Annotated in this window: 14 protein-coding genes; 1 reads left to right on the forward strand and 13 read right to left on the reverse strand. The window is 71.3% G+C overall.

All coding sequences use genetic code 11. The features are described 5' to 3' along the window. A partial coding sequence (locus LWF15_RS30085) for a PH domain-containing protein (RefSeq protein WP_232814357.1) occupies positions 1–512 on the reverse strand: 512 nt, incomplete at its 3' end. 191 nt (positions 513–703) lie between these two features. Here LWF15_RS30085 and LWF15_RS30090 point away from each other — a divergent pair. Then, entirely contained in the window at positions 704–1,807 is a 1,104-nt protein-coding gene (locus tag LWF15_RS30090; protein WP_352396450.1) for an NADH-quinone oxidoreductase subunit D, read from the forward strand. A gap of 64 nt (positions 1,808–1,871) precedes the next feature. Here the strand turns inward: LWF15_RS30090 and LWF15_RS30095 are convergent, their stop codons facing one another. The 12 genes from LWF15_RS30095 to dacB form a co-directional block, all read right to left on the reverse strand. Continuing rightward, a complete protein-coding gene (locus tag LWF15_RS30095) occupies positions 1,872–3,047 on the reverse strand; it encodes a right-handed parallel beta-helix repeat-containing protein (protein WP_232814359.1) in 1,176 nt (391 codons plus the stop codon). Further along, the gene (locus tag LWF15_RS30100) at positions 3,047–5,284 is read right to left on the reverse strand and encodes a right-handed parallel beta-helix repeat-containing protein (RefSeq protein WP_232814360.1); all 2,238 of its coding nucleotides are present in this window, start codon (positions 5,282–5,284) and stop codon (positions 3,047–3,049) included. The genes LWF15_RS30095 and LWF15_RS30100 overlap by 1 nt, the downstream gene beginning before the upstream one ends. Continuing rightward, complete coding sequence (locus LWF15_RS30105; protein WP_269811103.1) at positions 5,274–6,491, reverse strand: glycosyltransferase; 1,218 nt, start codon at positions 6,489–6,491, stop codon at positions 5,274–5,276. Before LWF15_RS30105 ends, LWF15_RS30100 begins: the two co-directional genes overlap by 11 nt. Before the next feature lie 324 nt (positions 6,492–6,815). After that, positions 6,816–7,292, reverse strand: coding sequence for a DUF3180 domain-containing protein (locus tag LWF15_RS30110; protein WP_232814362.1), 477 nt, complete (start codon positions 7,290–7,292; stop codon positions 6,816–6,818). Further along, positions 7,289–8,212, reverse strand: a complete 924-nt coding sequence (folK, locus tag LWF15_RS37010) for a 2-amino-4-hydroxy-6-hydroxymethyldihydropteridine diphosphokinase (protein ID WP_269811094.1) — start codon at positions 8,210–8,212, stop codon at positions 7,289–7,291. The genes LWF15_RS30110 and folK overlap by 4 nt, the downstream gene beginning before the upstream one ends. Positions 8,213–8,241: 29 nt before the next feature. After that, entirely contained in the window at positions 8,242–9,078 is an 837-nt protein-coding gene (gene folP / locus LWF15_RS30130; RefSeq protein WP_269811104.1) for a dihydropteroate synthase, read from the reverse strand. 97 nt (positions 9,079–9,175) lie between these two features. Further along, positions 9,176–9,751, reverse strand: a complete 576-nt coding sequence (gene folE / locus LWF15_RS30135) for a GTP cyclohydrolase I FolE (RefSeq protein ID WP_232814364.1) — start codon at positions 9,749–9,751, stop codon at positions 9,176–9,178. 191 nt (positions 9,752–9,942) lie between these two features. Then, on the reverse strand, positions 9,943–11,952 hold the full coding sequence (gene ftsH / locus LWF15_RS30140) for an ATP-dependent zinc metalloprotease FtsH (RefSeq protein ID WP_232814365.1): 2,010 nt from the start codon (positions 11,950–11,952) through the stop codon (positions 9,943–9,945). A gap of 279 nt (positions 11,953–12,231) precedes the next feature. After that, a complete protein-coding gene (hpt, locus tag LWF15_RS30145; RefSeq protein WP_332879945.1) occupies positions 12,232–12,786 on the reverse strand; it encodes a hypoxanthine phosphoribosyltransferase in 555 nt (184 codons plus the stop codon). A gap of 53 nt (positions 12,787–12,839) precedes the next feature. Further along, positions 12,840–13,853 carry a tRNA lysidine(34) synthetase TilS gene (tilS, locus tag LWF15_RS30150; protein ID WP_232814366.1) on the reverse strand — a complete coding sequence of 338 codons (1,014 nt, stop codon included), beginning with the start codon at positions 13,851–13,853 and terminating at the stop codon, positions 12,840–12,842. Continuing rightward, positions 13,846–14,940 carry a zinc-dependent metalloprotease gene (locus LWF15_RS30155; protein WP_232814367.1) on the reverse strand — a complete coding sequence of 365 codons (1,095 nt, stop codon included), beginning with the start codon at positions 14,938–14,940 and terminating at the stop codon, positions 13,846–13,848. Before LWF15_RS30155 ends, tilS begins: the two co-directional genes overlap by 8 nt. Before the next feature lie 144 nt (positions 14,941–15,084). Then, positions 15,085–16,515, reverse strand: coding sequence for a D-alanyl-D-alanine carboxypeptidase/D-alanyl-D-alanine endopeptidase (gene dacB / locus LWF15_RS30160; protein WP_232814368.1), 1,431 nt, complete (start codon positions 16,513–16,515; stop codon positions 15,085–15,087). Positions 16,516–16,530: the final 15 nt, after the last annotated feature.

Here is a 16,530-nt window from a genome sequence, read left to right on the forward strand (position 1 = left end):
CTGACGGGGAGGCTGGGTAACAGCCCCGCCGGCCGGGCCGCGCCGCGCGAGGCGAGCCGGTCGCGCAGGCGGGCCGCCTCGGCCGCGTTCAGGCCGGGGATCCGGGCATCGGTACCGGCCGAGGCGGTGTGCAGCTGGACGTGCGCCACATCGAACATCCGATCGATCGGGCCGGCCTCCACGTCGACGAACTGCATCCGCCCGTAGGGCACCACCACCAGGACCCGGAACATCACGCCGTGCCGGATCAGCAGGTCGTCGGCCCGTTCGGCATAACCCCAGGCCCGGACCTGACGGCCGATCAGCCACCACTCCCAGACCCAGGTGAGCAGCAGAACCACGACGCCGATCCAGAGCCAGGGGGTGAAGAACACCGCCAGCGCCGCGAAGGCGGCCGCGCCCAGCAGGTTCAGCAGGGTCGTGATGAGCCGTCTGACTTTGGCCAGCCCTGGCGATATCGGCGTCCAGGTGACACCGTCCGCATCGAAAACGTCGCCCAGAGTCCCGCCCATAGCCCGCAGGATGTCACACCGGTCCCGCCGCTCCTATAGGTCACCTCTGGGCGGTGATGCACCGATTCGCCGGGTGCCCGAATCCCCCGCCCCCGTGCGACGCGCGTGACAGACTCAGGCCCGTGACGGAGCCGGCAAGCCCTCGTGCCCTGACCGTGGCCCTCGGCTCCGAGGGCCTGGCCGCCTCCGACATGGTGCTCAACATCGGCCCCCAGCACCCGGCCACCCACGGCGTGCTCCGGCTGCGGATCGTCCTGGACGGCGAGCGGGTGGTCAGCGCCGAGCCGATCGTCGGCTACATGCACCGCGGCGCCGAGAAGCTGTTCGAGGTGCGCGACTACCGCCAGATCATCGTGCTGGCCAACCGGCACGACTGGCTCTCGGCCTTCGCCAACGAGCTCGGCGTGGTGCTGGCCGCCGAGCAGTTGCTGGGCATGGAGGTGCCCGAGCGCGCGGTCTGGGCCCGCACCCTGCTGGCCGAGCTCAACCGGATCCTGAACCACCTGATGTTCCTCGGCTCCTACCCGCTGGAGCTGGGCGCGATCACCCCGGTCTTCTACTCCTTCACCGAGCGGGAAGAGCTGCAGGCGGTGATGGAGGAGATCTCCGGCGGCCGGATGCACTACATGTTCAACCGGGTGGGCGGGCTGAAGGAGGACCTGCCGGCCGGCTGGCTGACCCGGGTGCTGAAGGCGGTGGCGGCCGTACGGCGCCGGCTGCCGCGGCTGGAAGGGCTGATCGTCGGCAACGAGATCCTGCAGGCCCGGACCCGCGGGGTCGGGGTGCTGGACCGGCAGACCGCGGCGGCCTACGGGGTCAGCGGGCCGGTCGCCCGGGCCAGTGGGCTGGACCTGGACCTGCGTCGCGACGAGCCCTACCTGGCCTACGGCGAGCTGTTCGCCCCGGGCGGTCCGGGCCGGGTGGTCACTCGCACCGAGGGCGACTGCCTGGCCCGGTTCCAGGTGCTGCTCGAGCAGGTGCACGTCAGCCTCGACCTGGCCGAGGCCTGCGTGGACCGGCTGCGCTCGCTGCCGCCCGGCCCGATCAACGTGAAACTGCCCAAGGTGCTGCGGGTCCCGGAGGGGCACGTCTACCGCTGGACGGAGAACCCGCTCGGCCTGAACGGGTACTACCTGGTCTCCAAGGGCGACAAGGTGCCCTGGCGGCTGAAGCTGCGCTCCGCCTCGTTCAGCAACGTCCAGGTGCTCACCGAACTGCTGCCCGGGACCCTGTTGGCCGACCTGGTCGCGATCCTGGGGTCGACCTTCTTCGTGGTCGGCGACGTAGACAAGTAAACCGAACTGAAGACGCTGGTGAGCCTCCGTAGAGACCGAAGGCTCACCAGCGTCTTCAGTTCGGTTATTTACTGCACTTGATCGTGGTCAGACCGTCACCGGCGTTCCGCGCGGTGTTGTTGCAGCGCACCACGTTTCCACTGTGCCGCTTGGTCACGTTGATCGCGTAACCGTCACCGCGCACCGTGGACTTGTTGGCGCTGAACAAATTCCGCCAGCCCCAGCCGTCCAGGATCTCGATCACCTTGTAGCCGTCGGCCCGTGAGTCGACCCCGGTGTTGCCCGAGATCAGCCAGCCGTTGCCCTTCACGTCCACCCAGCTGTCGCCCTCGGTCATCGTCGAGCCGTCGAAGGTGTTGCCGTTGAGCACCCCACCCGAGGTGCCCTCCTTGATGTCGACCGACTCGGAGGTGGTGTCGGAGATCCGGTTGTTCAGGATGAAGTTGTTGTTGCTGGGATCGGGCTTGCAGTCGGTGTATTCGCACCAGTTACTCTCGGCGGTACCGATGTAGACGCCCTCGCCGTATTTCGGCTTCCGATTGCCGGTGTCCCGGATGGTCAGGCCCCGCACCACGTTTCCGGAACTACCGGTGCGCAGGTGCACCGCCTCGTCACCGATCCGCTCGACCAGCAGGTTCTGCAGGGCGATACCCCGGCCGGCGTCGACCATCACGCCCTTCTGGCCGTTGCGCACCGTGAAACCGTCTACGCGCCAGTGGGTCGCGCCGTCGAAGTGCAGCGCGTAGCCACCCTTGATCGCACCGGCGTCGAGCACCGCGTTCCGCGAGCCGCACAGGTAGATCGGCTTGGCGGCGGAACCGTCCCGGGTGGTCTTGAACTCGCCGGTGTAGATGCCGTCCGCGATCCGGATCGAGGCGCCGGGACGCGCGTCTTCCAGGGCCTGCTCCAGTTCGTCGGCGGTAGCCACCTGAACCGTGGGCTTGGGGCACTTGAAGGCCGCCACCGGTGGCTTCTTCCACTTGGTGAGGGCGGGCAACCGGGCTCCGGCCGCCGCGGCGCCGACCTCACCCAGTTCCTCGTACTCGGTGGAATCGTCCTGGCCGGAACCACTGTCGGTCGGCGTGGGGGTGGGCTGGACCGTGACGACCGGGGCCGCGACGGTCTGGTCGGGCGTTGCCTGATCCTGGTCGTCGCCCTGGCCGACCGCCCAGCCGGCTCCGAAGGTGACCAGCATGCCCAGGGCGGCCGCGGCCATCAGGGGACGATTGGTGGGCGCCATCACCGGCCCACCACCCGACGTCGGCGCGGAGGTTCGGGGTTCTGTCGAGACTCGGCGATGGCCAGGTCGATCATGGTGTGACCGGCCGCCGGGGTGAGCTCACCGGGCTGCTCCTCGTTGGGCCGACGCGGCCGGGAGACCGGCTGATGCCACTCGGCGGCCACCGGCGGCTCGGGCTCGGCGTATCCCGGGTGATCACCGAAACCGTTGGTCTGGCGGGTCTGGTTGCGACGCGGCTGCAGGGTGGGAACCGTACGGCGGGGCGCGGCGTGGTCGTCGGCCGGACGCACCTGCGGGGTGGCCCGGGTCGGCAGCGAGACCTTGGCCGGCGCGTTCACCCGCGTGGTCCTCACCGGTCGCGGATGTGGCTGCGGCCCGGCCGGTTCGGGCGGGTTCTCGTTGGTGTGCACCGGATTCTCCCGTTCCTGGGGGGATCCCGCGATCGGCTTGCGCGGCCCACCCCTGACCAACAGTGGATCAGCCGGGTAGGGGGTACGGGTACCGCCACGCCGGGGACGGCTCATCGAGAGCAGAAGCACGCCCACGCCGATCCAGACCATCGTGAGCGGATGCAGAAGAATGCCCAGGAGCGAGTCTTTCGTGACCGTCCGGGACCAGCCGGAGTCGTCGGTGCCGAGCAGTTCGGGCTGATCGCCGGAGACCCGCACGGTGTCGATCGCCGAGGTGCCCGACCCGCGCAGCTGGTTGCCGTCGGCCACGCTGCCGGCCACCGCCCCGACGAAGGTGAACGCGTGCAGGGTGACGCCGGAGGTGGAGTTGTCCCGCAGCTTCGCCACCGCGTCCCGCACGTGCACCCCGGTGGCCGCGCCGATCACGTTGTTCGAGGTGAGCTCGACGGTCGAGTCGTCGCGCACCTGGATGCCGTTGACCAGCGAGTCCTTCACCGTGTTGCTGTTCAGCTGCACGTCCTGGGCCGCGTCGGAGACCACGATGCCCGAGTGCCCGCCGGAGACGGTGTTGCCCAGCACGGTGAGCGCGGCGCCGCCGGCCACGTGCACCCCGATCCGCCCGTTGTCGCTGCTCTTGCTCGTGCTCAACACGTTGTTGCCGAACGGACGGGTGGAGGCGCCACTGGGTGAGGGCCCGTCGGCCAGCGGGCTGCCGGTGATCACCACGCCGTCGCGGCCGTTGCGGCGCACGTCCAGCCGGGTCATCACGGTGCCCTCGACGTTGCGGTTGATCACCACCCCGTCCAGGGCCGACTCCTGCACGGTGACCCCGGTGATCGTGGCCGCGTCCACGTTGCGGTGCAGCACCAGCCCGTCGACCAGGCTCTTGCTGATCACCGTGTCGCTCACCTGGGGGCCCGAGGAGCCGGAGATGAACAGCCCGAACGCGTTCCCGGTCATGCTGGAGTCGCGGATCGAGGAGGCGTACGAGCCGGACTCGTCCAGCAGGGTGGCCGGCAGCTTGCCCGCGGGCAGGACGTCGGTGTGGCTGGCCGCCCGCTTCGCCACCGGCTCGTCGGTCACGCCGGTGGCCGCGCTGCCGGTCAGGCCGGTGGTGGGCAGGGTGCTGGCCGAGACCACGGCGACCCCGCCGGTGCGACCGCTCCAGAACCCGAGCCGGCCAAACTTGCTGTTGGTCACCACCATCTGGCCGCTGGCCCGCACGTAGGCCCGGCCGTCGGAAAGCTTCAGGTCGGGCTTGCCCTGGGTCTCGTCCCAGCTGGAGATCGAGATCGGTGCGGTGGCGGTACCGTTCAGCCGGATCCGCCCGCCCTCGGTCACGATCGAGGTGAAACCCTCCGGCCCGGAAGACATCCGGAGCTTGAGCGGGCGGCGCGGGCTGATCGACAGCGTCGCCCCCGGGCCGACCAGGATGTGCTCACGCAGCAGGAACGAGCCGTCGGCCTGCGGCACCAGGTTCTCGGCGGACAACTGCCGCAGGTCGTCCCAGCTGTAGGGCTTACGGCGGGCGGTCAGCACCAGCGTCATCTGCCCGTCGGGCTGGGCCCGGTACGGCTTGGTCAGCTTCTGCTTCAGCAGGGCGCGGGTGACCCGCCGGTCCTCGTCGGCCACCAGTTCGGCCTGGCGCTGCGGGGCCACCCGGGCCGCCTTCGAGGCCTGGGCGGGCTCGGTCTTGGGATCGGCCGCGAGCGGCTGGGCAATGACCCCGGAAACCCCTACTGCGGTGACCATTCCGGCCACCACGCCCAGCCCGGCGAGGACCGAGATCACCCGCCGGGGGGTGGTTCTGCGCAGGTCAGCGGACATCGAGGACCACCTCGCGCTCGTCCCGGTCGAGCCGCTCGCCGAGCGAGGCGTTGTCCTGCCCGTCGCCGCCGACCTGGTCGGCGTGCCGGGTCAGCCAGCCCTGCTTGTTCATCGTGACGAACGCGTAGAGCTTGATCGGCAGCGAGATCATGATGACCACCAGGGTCACCACCGGCAGCAGGACGATGTCGGCCGGGTGCCGGCGCAGGTGCGAGACACTGCGCACCAGGCGGCCGGCCATCAGCCAGCACAGCGCCAGCAGCACGCCGTTCCAGCCCGGCGCCATCCGGGAGAGCACCAGGTAGGTCAGGGCCATCCCCATGGTCACCGGGGTGAGCAGGATCTGCAGCACGGTGATCTTGGAGACGAACGGCACGTCGCGCAGCCAGCCCTTCCACAGCGCGGTCAGGTAGCAGCGGTAGGAGTTGCGGCTCCAGCGCACCCGCTGCTTCACGAAGGCACTGAACGTGGCCGGGAACATCGAAAGGGCCTGCGCGCTGGACTGGAACACGGTCTTGTAGCCGGAGGCGAGCACCAGCCAGGTCAGCCGGCCGTCGTCACCGGCCACGCAGCGGCGGCCCAGGAAGAACTCGTGCTCCAGGTTCTCCAGCACCGGCAGCACCGCCGAGCGGCGGTAGGCCGCGGTGCGGCCGGACACGCAGATCACCCCGCCAGCCCGGCCCATCGCCGGCACGTAGTCGTAGTAGCGCAGGTCGATGATCCAGTCGGCGATCACCCGCCAGAGGCTGGACCAGCGCCGGAACACCTTCTGCTGGGTGGCCACCGCCCCCACCGTCGGATCCTGGAAGGGCATCTGCACGGCGGCGAGAAGGCCCGGCTCCCAGGCGGTGTCGGAGTCGGCGAGAACCAGCACCTCGCCCCGGGCGGCGCGGATCCCGACCCCCAGGGCGGAGCGCTTGCCCCGGTGCTCGAACGGCAGTACCCGCAGGCGCGGGTCGTTCACCCGGTTGAGCAGCTCGATGCACTCGATGTCGGCCACGTCGGGCACCACGATCAGCTCCGACGGCCCCTGCGCCAGCCAGGTGGCCAGGCAGCGCCGGAGGATCTCGACGTCCTCGCGGAACGACGGCACCACCACGGACGTCGTGGTCACGTACTGGTTGCTGACCGGCCGGTAGGCGCGGGAGAGCACCCAGCGGTAGATCCACAGGCTCCAGACGATCACCCCGGCCACCCCGAGCGGCATCCAGGCCCGGGCGTCCTGCACCGAGTCCCAGGGCACGAAGGCGTTGACGACGTCCAGGGGGTCGGACGCCACGGGCGCGGCTCCGAGCGCTGGCGTGACTGCGAGCAGCAAGACCTCTCCTGGGGCTAAGCGATCACGGTGTTAACGATCGGGTACCCAGGGTAGTTACGCGCGCGCGTGAGGAAGGCCGTACCGGCAGGAATGCCCGTTCGGCTGATGTTTGAGTCAACCTAGCGCCCAGGGGTTTTCCCACTGGTGAAGTCGCCCTGAAGATCAATAGCGTCCCGACCGTCACACCGGTCACCGCTGTCTCAGGGTGACGGCCTAGGAATCAGGCTTCTCGTCGTCGTCCGGAGGCACCCGGCACCAGCGTTGCACCACGAACCCGGCCACACTCAGCGCCGCGGCAGCCACCGCGGCCACCAGCGCGACCACGAAGCGGGTGAGCCGGTCACCGAGCAGATCGGGCAGCAGCACCAGCCCCTGGCTGAGGTACCAGCCCAGGATCAGCGCGCCGCCGTAGGCCGCGGCTTTGGCCAGCACCGCGGTACGGGCTGCCACGAGCGGGTCGATCGGGCGCCGCACGCCGGACCGGTCGGCCGGGGCGGTGCGCTGCCAGCGGCGCATCGGCAGACCGGCGGCGATCACCACCAGCACCAGCGCGACCGTGCCGAACACCGCGGTCCAGGGCAGCGGTGGGGCGGCGTGCCCCTGCCCGGTCCAGGTGTCCAGCAGCACCCAGCACACCGCCGTGGAGGCCAGGCCGATCAGCAGCGTGGTGCCGATCCGGGCGCCCTTCATGCCCAGTGCTCCAGCGACAGTTCCGGCCGGTGCCGCAGCGACAGCCGGTCGGGGGCCTGCTCCAGCAGGTCGACCACCTTCTCCGGGCCGGTCGCGGTGAGCAGCGTGGCCTCCGGATCGACAGCGTGCCAGGGCGCCAGCACGAACGCCCGCTCGTGGGCCCGCGGGTGCGGCAGGGTCAGCTTCTCGTCGTAGCTGCGCAGCTCGGCATAGCTGATCACGTCGATGTCCAGGGTGCGCGGGCCCCAGCGCTCGTGCCGCTCGCGGCCCTGCGCGGTCTCGATCCGGTTGGCCGCGGCCAGCACGTCGTGGGCGCTCAGCGTGGTCTCGGCCAGCACCACCGCGTTCAGGTAGTCGGGCTGTTCGGGCCCGCCCACCGGCTCGGTCTGGATCACCGGTGAGACCGCCCTTACCTCCAGGCCCTCGGTGGCGCGCAGCGCCTTCACCGCCTCCCGCAGGATCATCAGCCGATCGCCGAGGTTGGTGCCCAGCGCCAGCACCACCGGCACCGCCTGCCCGGGGGCCCGCTCCAGCAGGATCGTGCGCTCACGGCGCACCGCCACCACCACGTCGGCGAACGACTCGGTGATCGGGGCCTGCGGCTTGTGCACGGCCACGTCGGCGGCGAACACCCCGGCCGGCTCCAGGCAGGCCAGCGCGATCCGCTCGGCCAGGGTCTCGATCAGGTCGACCGGCTCACCCCTCACGATCTCGGCGACCGTCCCGGCCAGGACGCCGTAGTCGGCGGTCCGGCTCAGGTCGTCGGTGGCCGCAGCGGCGCTGACGTCGGTGTGCAGCACCACGTCGACGGTGAAGTCCTGCCCCTCGCGCCGCTCGAACTCGAACACGCCGTGGTTGCCGCGCGCCGTCACCCCGAAGAGCCGGATCTGGTCCAGCAACCGCCCCGAGGCCGATGTCATCGGGCCGAAACCCAGTCCCGCGCTCGCACTCACAGTTTTCCCGCAGCCCTTCCCACACGCGTGTGCTCTCGCACGGTCGCCCCCACCCGCACCGCATCCACGCTGGCCCGGACCGCGTGCACCCGCACGCACCAGACACCGGCGCGGGCGGCCAGGGTACTGATCGCGGCTGTGGCGTCGTCGCGGGCCTCCACCGGGGCGGGGGCGGCGTCCGGCCCGGCGAGCAGGCTGCCCAGGAACCGCTTGCGCGAGGCCCCCACCAGGATCGGCCGGCCGAGACCGACGAAGGCGTCCAGCCCGGCCACCAGCTCCCAGTTGTGTTCGGCGTTCTTGGAGAAACCGAGCCCGGGGTCGAGGATCACCTGGGCCGGGTCCACCCCGGCGGCGACCAGGGCGTCCAGGCTCTGCAGCAGTTCGGCGGCCACCTCGGCCACCACGTCGTCGTAGCGGGCGGCCAGGTCGTGCTCGGCCCGGCCGAGCGCCTGCACGCCCCGCCAGTGCATGGCCACGAACGGCGCGCCGGACTCGGCCACCAGCCGGGGCATCGCGGTGTCCCACCGGCCCCCGCTGACGTCGTTCACCAGCACCGCACCGGCTTCCAGGGCGGCCCGGGCCACGGACGCGCGCATCGTGTCGATGCTCACCGCCAGCCCCTCGGCCGCCAGCCGCCGTACCACCGGGACGGTGCGGCGCAGTTCCTCCTCCTCGGAGACCCGCTCGGCACCGGGCCGGGTGGACTCGCCGCCGACGTCCACCAGATCGGCGCCCTCGTCGCGCAGTTGCAGGCCGTGCCGGACCGCCGCGTCCGGGTCCAGCCAGCGGCCGCCGTCGCTGAAGGAGTCGGGCGTGACGTTGAGAACGCCCATCACCAGGGTCCGGCCCGGCCGGCCGAGCTGGATGTCGGGCGTTCCCCCTGTGTGGCTCACGGCTTCTTCCTCGTCGACGGGCGCGGCGCCCGTACGTTCAGCGGATGTGCCCGGCGATGAGGCTCATCGCCTCGGCCCGGGTGGCGGGGTCGCGCAGCTGGCCGCGCACCGCGGACGTCACGGTACGCGAGCCCGGCTTGCGCACGCCACGCATCGACATGCAGAGGTGCTCACACTCCACCACCACGATCACCCCGCGCGGCTTCAGGTGCTCCACCAGCGCGTCGGCGATCTGCGTGGTCAGCCGCTCCTGCACCTGGGGGCGCTTGGCGTAGACGTCGACCAGGCGGGCCAGCTTGCTCAGCCCGGTGATCCGGCCGTCGGCGCTGGGGATGTAGCCGACGTGGGCGACCCCGTGGAACGGCACGAGGTGGTGCTCGCAGGTGGAGTAGAGCTCGATGTCGCGGACCATCACCATCTCCTCGTGCCCGAGGTCGAAGGTGGTGGAGAGCACGTCGCCCGGGTCCTGGGTGAGGCCGGCGAACATCTCCGCGTAGGCCCGGGCCACCCGCTCCGGGGTCTTCTGCAGGCCGTCGCGGTCGGGGTCCTCGCCGATGGCGAACAGGATCTCCCGCACCGCGGCCTCGATCCGGGGCTGGTCGACGCGCGTCACGTCGGCTTCCGAGGGTGTGTCCAGCTCTTGAACCACGTCAGTTCTCCAGTGTCTTCTCAGGCCGTGGCTCCCCCGGGTGCCGCGTCTGCCCGGCGCGGCCCGTCCCGGTGGGACCACCACGCCTGCTCAGATGAAAATCCCCGCAGGTTCCAGTGCGGACTGGAACCTGCGGGGAATCGATCGGTCGAACTTTAGTTCAGGTCGCCGTAGTCAGCGCCGTTCGCTGCCCCGTTGGCCGAACCGTGGGCGGCACCGTTGGCGGAGGCCGCGCTGCTGCCGTTCTGCACCAGCCGGCGCTCGGCCGGGCTCAGCACCGGCGGGATGTCGGAGACCGCGCGACGCTCGCTGGAGAGCCACACCGGCCGCACCGGGCGCTTGCGCACCCCGGCGAAGATCTCGGCCAGCTCGGCCCGGTTCAGCGTCTCCTTCTCGAGCAGCGCCAGCACCAGGTTGTCCAGGATGTCGCGGTTCTCGACCAGCGCCTCCCAGGCCTCGTCGTGCGCCGCCTCGATCAGCCGCCGGACCTCGTCGTCGACGACCCCGGCGACCTCTTCGGAGTAGTCCCGCTCGTGACCCATGTCGCGGCCCAGGAAGACCTCGCCGCTGCCCCGGCCCAGCTTGATCGCGCCCACCCGCTCGGACATGCCGTGCGTGGTGACCATCGACCGGGCGATCCCGGTGGCCTTCTCGATGTCGTTCGAGGCCCCGGTCGTCGGGTCGTGGAAGATGATCTCCTCGGCCACCCGCCCGCCCAGCGCGTAGGCGAGCTGGTCGAGCATCTCGTTGCGGGTGGTGGAGTACTTGTCGTCCTGCGGTAGCACCATCGTGTAGCCGAGGGCACGGCCGCGGGGCAGGATCGTGACCTTGGTGACCGGCTCGGTGTTGTTCATCGCCGCCGCCACCAGCGCGTGACCACCCTCGTGGTACGCGGTGATCTTGCGTTCCTTGTCGCTCATCAGCCGGGTGCGCTTCTGCGGGCCGGCGATGACCCGGTCGATCGCCTCGTCGAGGGCCCGGTCGTCGATCACCCGGGCGTTGGCGCGGGCGGTCAGCAGGGCGGCCTCGTTCAGCACGTTGGCCAGGTCGGCACCGCTGAAACCGGGGGTCTTGCGGGCCACGCCCTCGAGGTCCACGTCGGGCGCCATCGGCTTGCCCTTGGAGTGCACCGTGAGGATCTTGGTGCGGCCCTTCATGTCCGGCGGCTCGACCGCGATCTGCCGGTCGAACCGGCCCGGGCGCAGCAGCGCCGGGTCGAGGATGTCGGGCCGGTTGGTGGCCGCGATCAGGATGACGTTCGTCTTGACGTCGAAGCCGTCCATCTCGACCAGCAGCTGGTTGAGGGTCTGCTCGCGCTCGTCGTGACCGCCGCCCAGACCCGCACCACGGTGCCGGCCGACCGCGTCGATCTCGTCGACGAAGATGATCGCCGGCGCGTTCTCCTTGGCCTGCTGGAACAGGTCGCGGACCCGGGAGGCACCGACACCGACGAACATCTCGACGAAGTCGGAACCGGAGATCGAGTAGAACGGCACCCCGGCCTCACCGGCCACGGCGCGGGCCAGCAGCGTCTTACCGGTACCGGGCTGGCCGTAGAGCAGCACACCCTTGGGGATCTTGGCGCCGACGGCCTGGAACTTGGCCGGCTCGGACAGGAACTCCTTGATCTCGTGGAGTTCCTCGACCGCCTCGTCGGCACCGGCCACGTCGGCGAAGGTCACCTTGGGGGTGTCCTTGCTGACCAGCCGGGCGCGGGACTTGCCGAAGTTCATCACCCGCGAGCCGCCGCCCTGCATCTGGCCCATCAGGAACCAGAACACGGCCAGCAGCAGGATCAGCGGCAGGACACCGATCAGCAGGCTCGACCACCAGGAGCTGCGCGGCACCTCGTCGGTGTAGCCCTCGGAAGGACGGTTGTCCTTCAGCAGCTGCACCATCTCGTCGCCGCGCTGCGAGATGTAGTTGGCCTCGACCTGGTCGTAGTCCTCGATCTCGTTGCCGGGCTTCAGCTTCAGCTCGATCCGCTGGTCGCCGTCCACCAGCTTGGCGCTCTCGACCTTGTTCTGCTCGATCAGCTCGATCGCCCGGTAGGTCTCGATCTTCTTGAACTGGTCGGGCGCGAACACGCGGGCCCCGATGATGAGCAGGACCACGAAGACGATCACCCAGATCGCCGGCCCCCGCGTCAGTCGTTTGACGTCCATGCCGTGTGTTCACCTGGGGCCGCCAAGGCCCCGACCCTCCTGCTCGTGCTCAATAGGACGACGGTACACCGATGCGCACAGACCCACCTGTGTCAACCGGTACGGCCGTTCGCATCTTGCTGCTTGTCGCCGCTGCGCCGGCGGTGGCCCCCGAGTGGAGCGGGGGCGCCCGGTGGGCGGCAATGAGAGGAACGGAGGAGATTGCCTCCCTGTTCCGCCGCACCCACCGCCCAGCCGCAGTTCACAGCTTCTTGCCCAGCCTCTCGACCGGCTTCTCGATCAGCTCGAGTACACGTGCTCCGCCAGGGTGCCCACAACCCGGAGGTTGCGGTACTTCTCGGCGTAGTCGAGGCCGTAGCCGACCACGAACTCGTTGGGTATGTCGAACCCGACGTAGCGGACCTTGAGATCCACCTTCATCGCGTCGGGCTTGCGCAGCAGGGTGCAGACCTCGACCGAGGCCGGGCCGCGCGAGCCCAGGTTGGCGATCAGCCAGGACAGGGTCAGCCCGGAGTCGACGATGTCCTCGACGATCAGCACGTGCCGGCCGCTGATGTCCCGGTCCAGGTCCTTCAGGATGCGCACCACCCCGGAGGACTTGGTGCCGGAGCCGTAGGAGGAGACGGCCATCCAGTCGGTCTCGTAGCTGCGGTGCAGGGTGCGGCTCAGGTCGGCCATCACCATGATCGCGCCCTTGAGCACACCGACCAGCAGCACCTCCTGCCCGGCGTAGTCCTTCTCGATCTGCTCGGCCAGCTCGGCCAGACGGGCCTGGATCTGCTCCTCGGTGAGAAGGACCTTTTCCAGGTCAGACCCCATGTCGGAGGCGTCCACGAGTCTCCCAGGTGCGTTCGGTTCGGGGGCTGCGCGCCGGATCCGGCGGCAGCTCAGCCTGCCACAATCCGGCGCTTCAGGCAGACCCGGGCCCCCGCGTGCCCGGGTGAGGGACGCATCACCTCGGCCGTGACCCGCCCGGGCAGCGCGACCTGCCCCCGCCCGTCGGCCACCAGCTTGTCCAGGGCCAGGGCGTGCCGGTGGGTGAGCGCGCCACCTGGGCAGCCGGCCCGCTGCGCCGCGGCCAGCAGGGCCCGCCGCCGGATCGCGGGCAGGGCCTCGCGCAGCGGTGACACCCACAGCTCGCACGGGCCGGTGTTCTCGACGAGCGAACGCCCGAGCAGCTCGGCGGCCAGCTCGTCGAGGGCGTCGGCGTCTTCGCGCAGCAGCTGGGCACTGCGGGCCAGGGCCTGGGCCGTGCCCGCGCCCAGGGCCTTCTCCAGCTCACCGGACAGCCGGCGCACCCGCACCCGGGTGTAGGCCGGGTCGTCGTTGGCCGGGTCGTGCCAGGGGTGCAGTTGCAGGGCCGCACCGGCGTCGGCCACCACCTTGCGCCGTACCGACAGGAAGGGGCGACGGAATCGGCCCCGGCGGGCAGGCATCCCGGCCAGGCTGCGGGCCCCCGACCCCCGGCCCAGCCCCAGCAGCACCGTCTCGGCCTGGTCGTCGAGCGTGTGCCCGAGCAGCACCGCGGCCGCTCCGAGGCGTTGGGCCGCCTCTTCCAGCGCCGTGTACCGCGCCGCCCGGGCCACCGCCTCGGGCCCCCCCGAGGCCCCGGTCGACCGGCCCGGGACCGCGACCAGCTCGACCGGCTCCAGCCCCAGCTCCCGGCACTGCCCGGCGGCGCGCTCACCGGCCGCCGAGGCCTCGGCCGACCAGCCGTGGTCGACCACCACCGCACCGGCCCGCAGGTCGTGGGCGCGAGCGGTGGCGGCCAGCACCGCGGCCAGCGTCAGCGAGTCCGGGCCTCCGCTGCAGGCCACCAGAACCAGGGCCCGGCGGCTGTCGAAGAGGTCGCTCAGGCAGTCCCGGACGGCCACGTGGACCACGGTGAGCGCGTCATCCATGCACCCGTCGCACCCAGGCCTTCGCGTCGGTGATCTCCTCCGGCTGGGGCAGCGTGTTCGGCGACGTCCAGACCGCGTTGAAGCCCTCCATGCCCACCTGGTCCACCACGCCGCGCACGAACCGGGCCCCGTCGGCGTACTGCCGGGCCTTCGCGTCCAGCCCGAGCAGCCGGCGCAGGATCTGGTCGACCGCGCCCCGACCGGCCCGGCGCCGGGTGAAGCGCTGGCGGATGGTCGCGACCGTGGGCACCACCTGCGGGCCCACGTCGTCCATGACCACGTCGGCGTGCCCCTCCAGCAGCGACATCACCGCGGTGATGCGGGCCAGCTGGCGACGCTGCTCCGGGGTCTGCACGGCGTCGAGCACCGACTGCCCGTCGCCCTCGCCCCGGATCACGCCCGGCAGCCCGCGCAGCGCCTGGCCGAACCGGTCGGCCACCTGGCCGGGCTCCAGCATCAGGTCGGAGATCAGCGACCGGACCTCGGACAGCAGGTGCTCGGTGAGCCAGTCCGAGGCGGTGAACTGCACCCGGTGGGTCTCCTCGTGCAGGCACACCCAGAGCCGGAAGTCCTCCGGGACCACCTCCAGGTCACGCTCGACCGCGACGATGGTGGGGGCGATCAGCAGCAGCCGGCCGGGGGTGGCGAACGCGTCGTACTGGCCCAGCACCCGGCCGGACAGCACCCCGAGCAGGGCACCGATCTCGGCCCCGGAGACCCGGGCGCCGATCGCGGTCTGCCGGGTGCCCGGCAGCGGTTTGCCGCGCTCCTCGTTCTTGCGCTGCAGCTCGGCCATCACCGGCGCCAGCAGGGTGCGGAAGGCGGTGATGTTGGCCTTGGCCCAGCCCGGCCGGTCGACCACGTAGACCCCCTCGCCGGGGTTCGTGGTGAGGCCGGTGACCGCCTGTACGTGCGGGTGCGCGGTGATCGCGGCCTGCCGCAGCTCGCCGACGATCTGCTGGGCCTCGGCGGTGGTCACGTCCGGACCGGACCGCCCGACCCGGGCGGCGGTACGGGCCGCCAGGTCCCAGTTGATCATCGTGTCGACCGGTTCGGGGGCCAGGGTGCTCGGGGAATCCGCTGCCATGGATCAACGGTACGTGCATCCCGCACCCCGGCCCACCTCAGTGCCGACCTAGCAGCCGACCTAGCAGCCGACCTAGCAGCCGACCTAGCAGCCGACCTAGCAGCCGACCTAGCAGCCGACCTAGCAGCCGACCTAGCAGCCGACCTAGCAGCCGCACTCCGCGAGCTCGGCGGCGAACGCGTCCAGGGCCTCGCGGGCGGCGACCGTGGAGGGCACCTGGTCGGCCATCACGGCGAACACCAGGAGCCGGCCGTCCGCGTCGACCACGGCCCCGGCCAGCGAGCTGACCCCGCTCAGGGTGCCGGTCTTCGCCCGGACCAGCCCGGTGGCCCCCCGCTCCGCCTTGCCCTCGAAGCGCTCGGCCAGGGTGCCCGAGACGCCTGCGATCGGCATGCCGGTGAGCACCGGGCGCAGTCCGGTCGACTCCTCGTCGGCGGCCAGGGCGAGCACCGCGGTCAGGGTCCGGACCGGGATTCTGCTCTGAGCGGAAAGCCCGCTGCCGTCGGCCAGGCGGCTGCCCTCCACCGGCACGTCGTGCCCGGCCAGTTCGTCCAGCACCGCCGGACCGGTGTCGGTGAACCGGGCGCCCTCGCCGCGCTCGATCGCGACCAGCCGGCCGAGCGCCTCGGCGGCGGTGTTGTCGCTGTGGTCGAGGGTGAACTCGACCTGGTCTCCGATGGTCGCGGACTGCACCGCCCCCAGCTCGTCGGCCCCGGCCGGCGCGGCCCCGCGGCCGACCTTGGCCGAGACCTTGATGCCCTGGTCGGCCAGGGCGGTGGCGAACGTCTTGGCGGCGGCCAGGCCCGGGTCCTGCGAGCGGGGCACGTAGTTGCCCTCCTTCAGCCGCCCGGCGCTGATCTCGGCCGCGTAGACCGGGGCCACGTAGCCCAGGTCGACGTCCGACTGGTCCCAGCCGGCCGCCATCGCCGGGCCCTCGAAGAGCGTGTCGTCGAGCACCACCCGCACGCTGGTGGTGCCGGCCTCGCGCAGCGCCTCGGCGGTCTGCTCGGCCAGCGTGGCCAGCCCGGCGTGCCCGTTCACGGCGTCCTCGTCGCTCTCGCCCGCGCCGAGCAGCACGTCTCCCCCGCCGACCAGGTAGACCGTCTTGCCCTGGCCGACGGCTGCGGTGGTGAGGGTGTGCTGCGGCCCCAGGGCCGAGAGCGCGGCGGCCGTGGTGAGCAGCTTGGCCGTGGAGGCCGGGGTGCGGGCGGCGCCGGTGGCCCGGCTGAGCAGGTGCTCGCCGGTCAGCGGGTCGAGCACGTCGACCGAGACCGAGCTGCCCAGGTCCTTGCTGCCGATCAAGCGGCGCATCCGCTGTGTGAGCTTCGTCGCGGAGACCTCGGGCGCCTCGGTGCTCACCGCGGGCAGTACGTCGGCCGAGGGTTGTTGCGGCAGCACGGCTCCGGGCACCCGATCGGTCAGGGGCACGATCGCCCCTTGGGGGGATCCGGACTGCCGATCCCCGAACGGACCAAGTACCGTCAGAGCGGCGATCAGTGCGGCGACGAGAACAGCGAGCACCACGGTGAGACGGATCACGAGCCGTCTGGCCGTGCGCTGGGTGACGTCAGACACGCCGGTCACCCCCCA

Source organism: Kineosporia rhizophila (assembly GCF_021277265.1).
Taxonomy (GTDB): domain Bacteria; phylum Actinomycetota; class Actinomycetes; order Actinomycetales; family Kineosporiaceae; genus Kineosporia; species Kineosporia rhizophila.

What these genes read in the sequence shown, in the direction of transcription:
- LWF15_RS30090 (WP_352396450.1), top strand. Translation starts at nt 704, where the DNA reads ATGGTGCTCAACATCGGCCCCCAGCACCCGGCCACCCACGGCGTGCTC.
- LWF15_RS30095 (WP_232814359.1), bottom strand. Translation starts at nt 3,047, where the DNA reads ATGGCGCCCACCAATCGTCCCCTGATGGCCGCGGCCGCCCTGGGCATG.
- LWF15_RS30100 (WP_232814360.1), bottom strand. Translation starts at nt 5,284, where the DNA reads ATGTCCGCTGACCTGCGCAGAACCACCCCCCGGCGGGTGATCTCGGTC.
- LWF15_RS30105 (WP_269811103.1), bottom strand. Translation starts at nt 6,491, where the DNA reads ATGCCGCTCGGGGTGGCCGGGGTGATCGTCTGGAGCCTGTGGATCTAC.
- LWF15_RS30110 (WP_232814362.1), bottom strand. Translation starts at nt 7,292, where the DNA reads ATGAAGGGCGCCCGGATCGGCACCACGCTGCTGATCGGCCTGGCCTCC.
- folK (WP_269811094.1), bottom strand. Translation starts at nt 8,212, where the DNA reads ATGACATCGGCCTCGGGGCGGTTGCTGGACCAGATCCGGCTCTTCGGG.
- folP (WP_269811104.1), bottom strand. Translation starts at nt 9,078, where the DNA reads ATGGGCGTTCTCAACGTCACGCCCGACTCCTTCAGCGACGGCGGCCGC.
- ftsH (WP_232814365.1), bottom strand. Translation starts at nt 11,952, where the DNA reads ATGGACGTCAAACGACTGACGCGGGGGCCGGCGATCTGGGTGATCGTC.
- tilS (WP_232814366.1), bottom strand. Translation starts at nt 13,853, where the DNA reads ATGGATGACGCGCTCACCGTGGTCCACGTGGCCGTCCGGGACTGCCTG.
- LWF15_RS30155 (WP_232814367.1), bottom strand. Translation starts at nt 14,940, where the DNA reads ATGGCAGCGGATTCCCCGAGCACCCTGGCCCCCGAACCGGTCGACACG.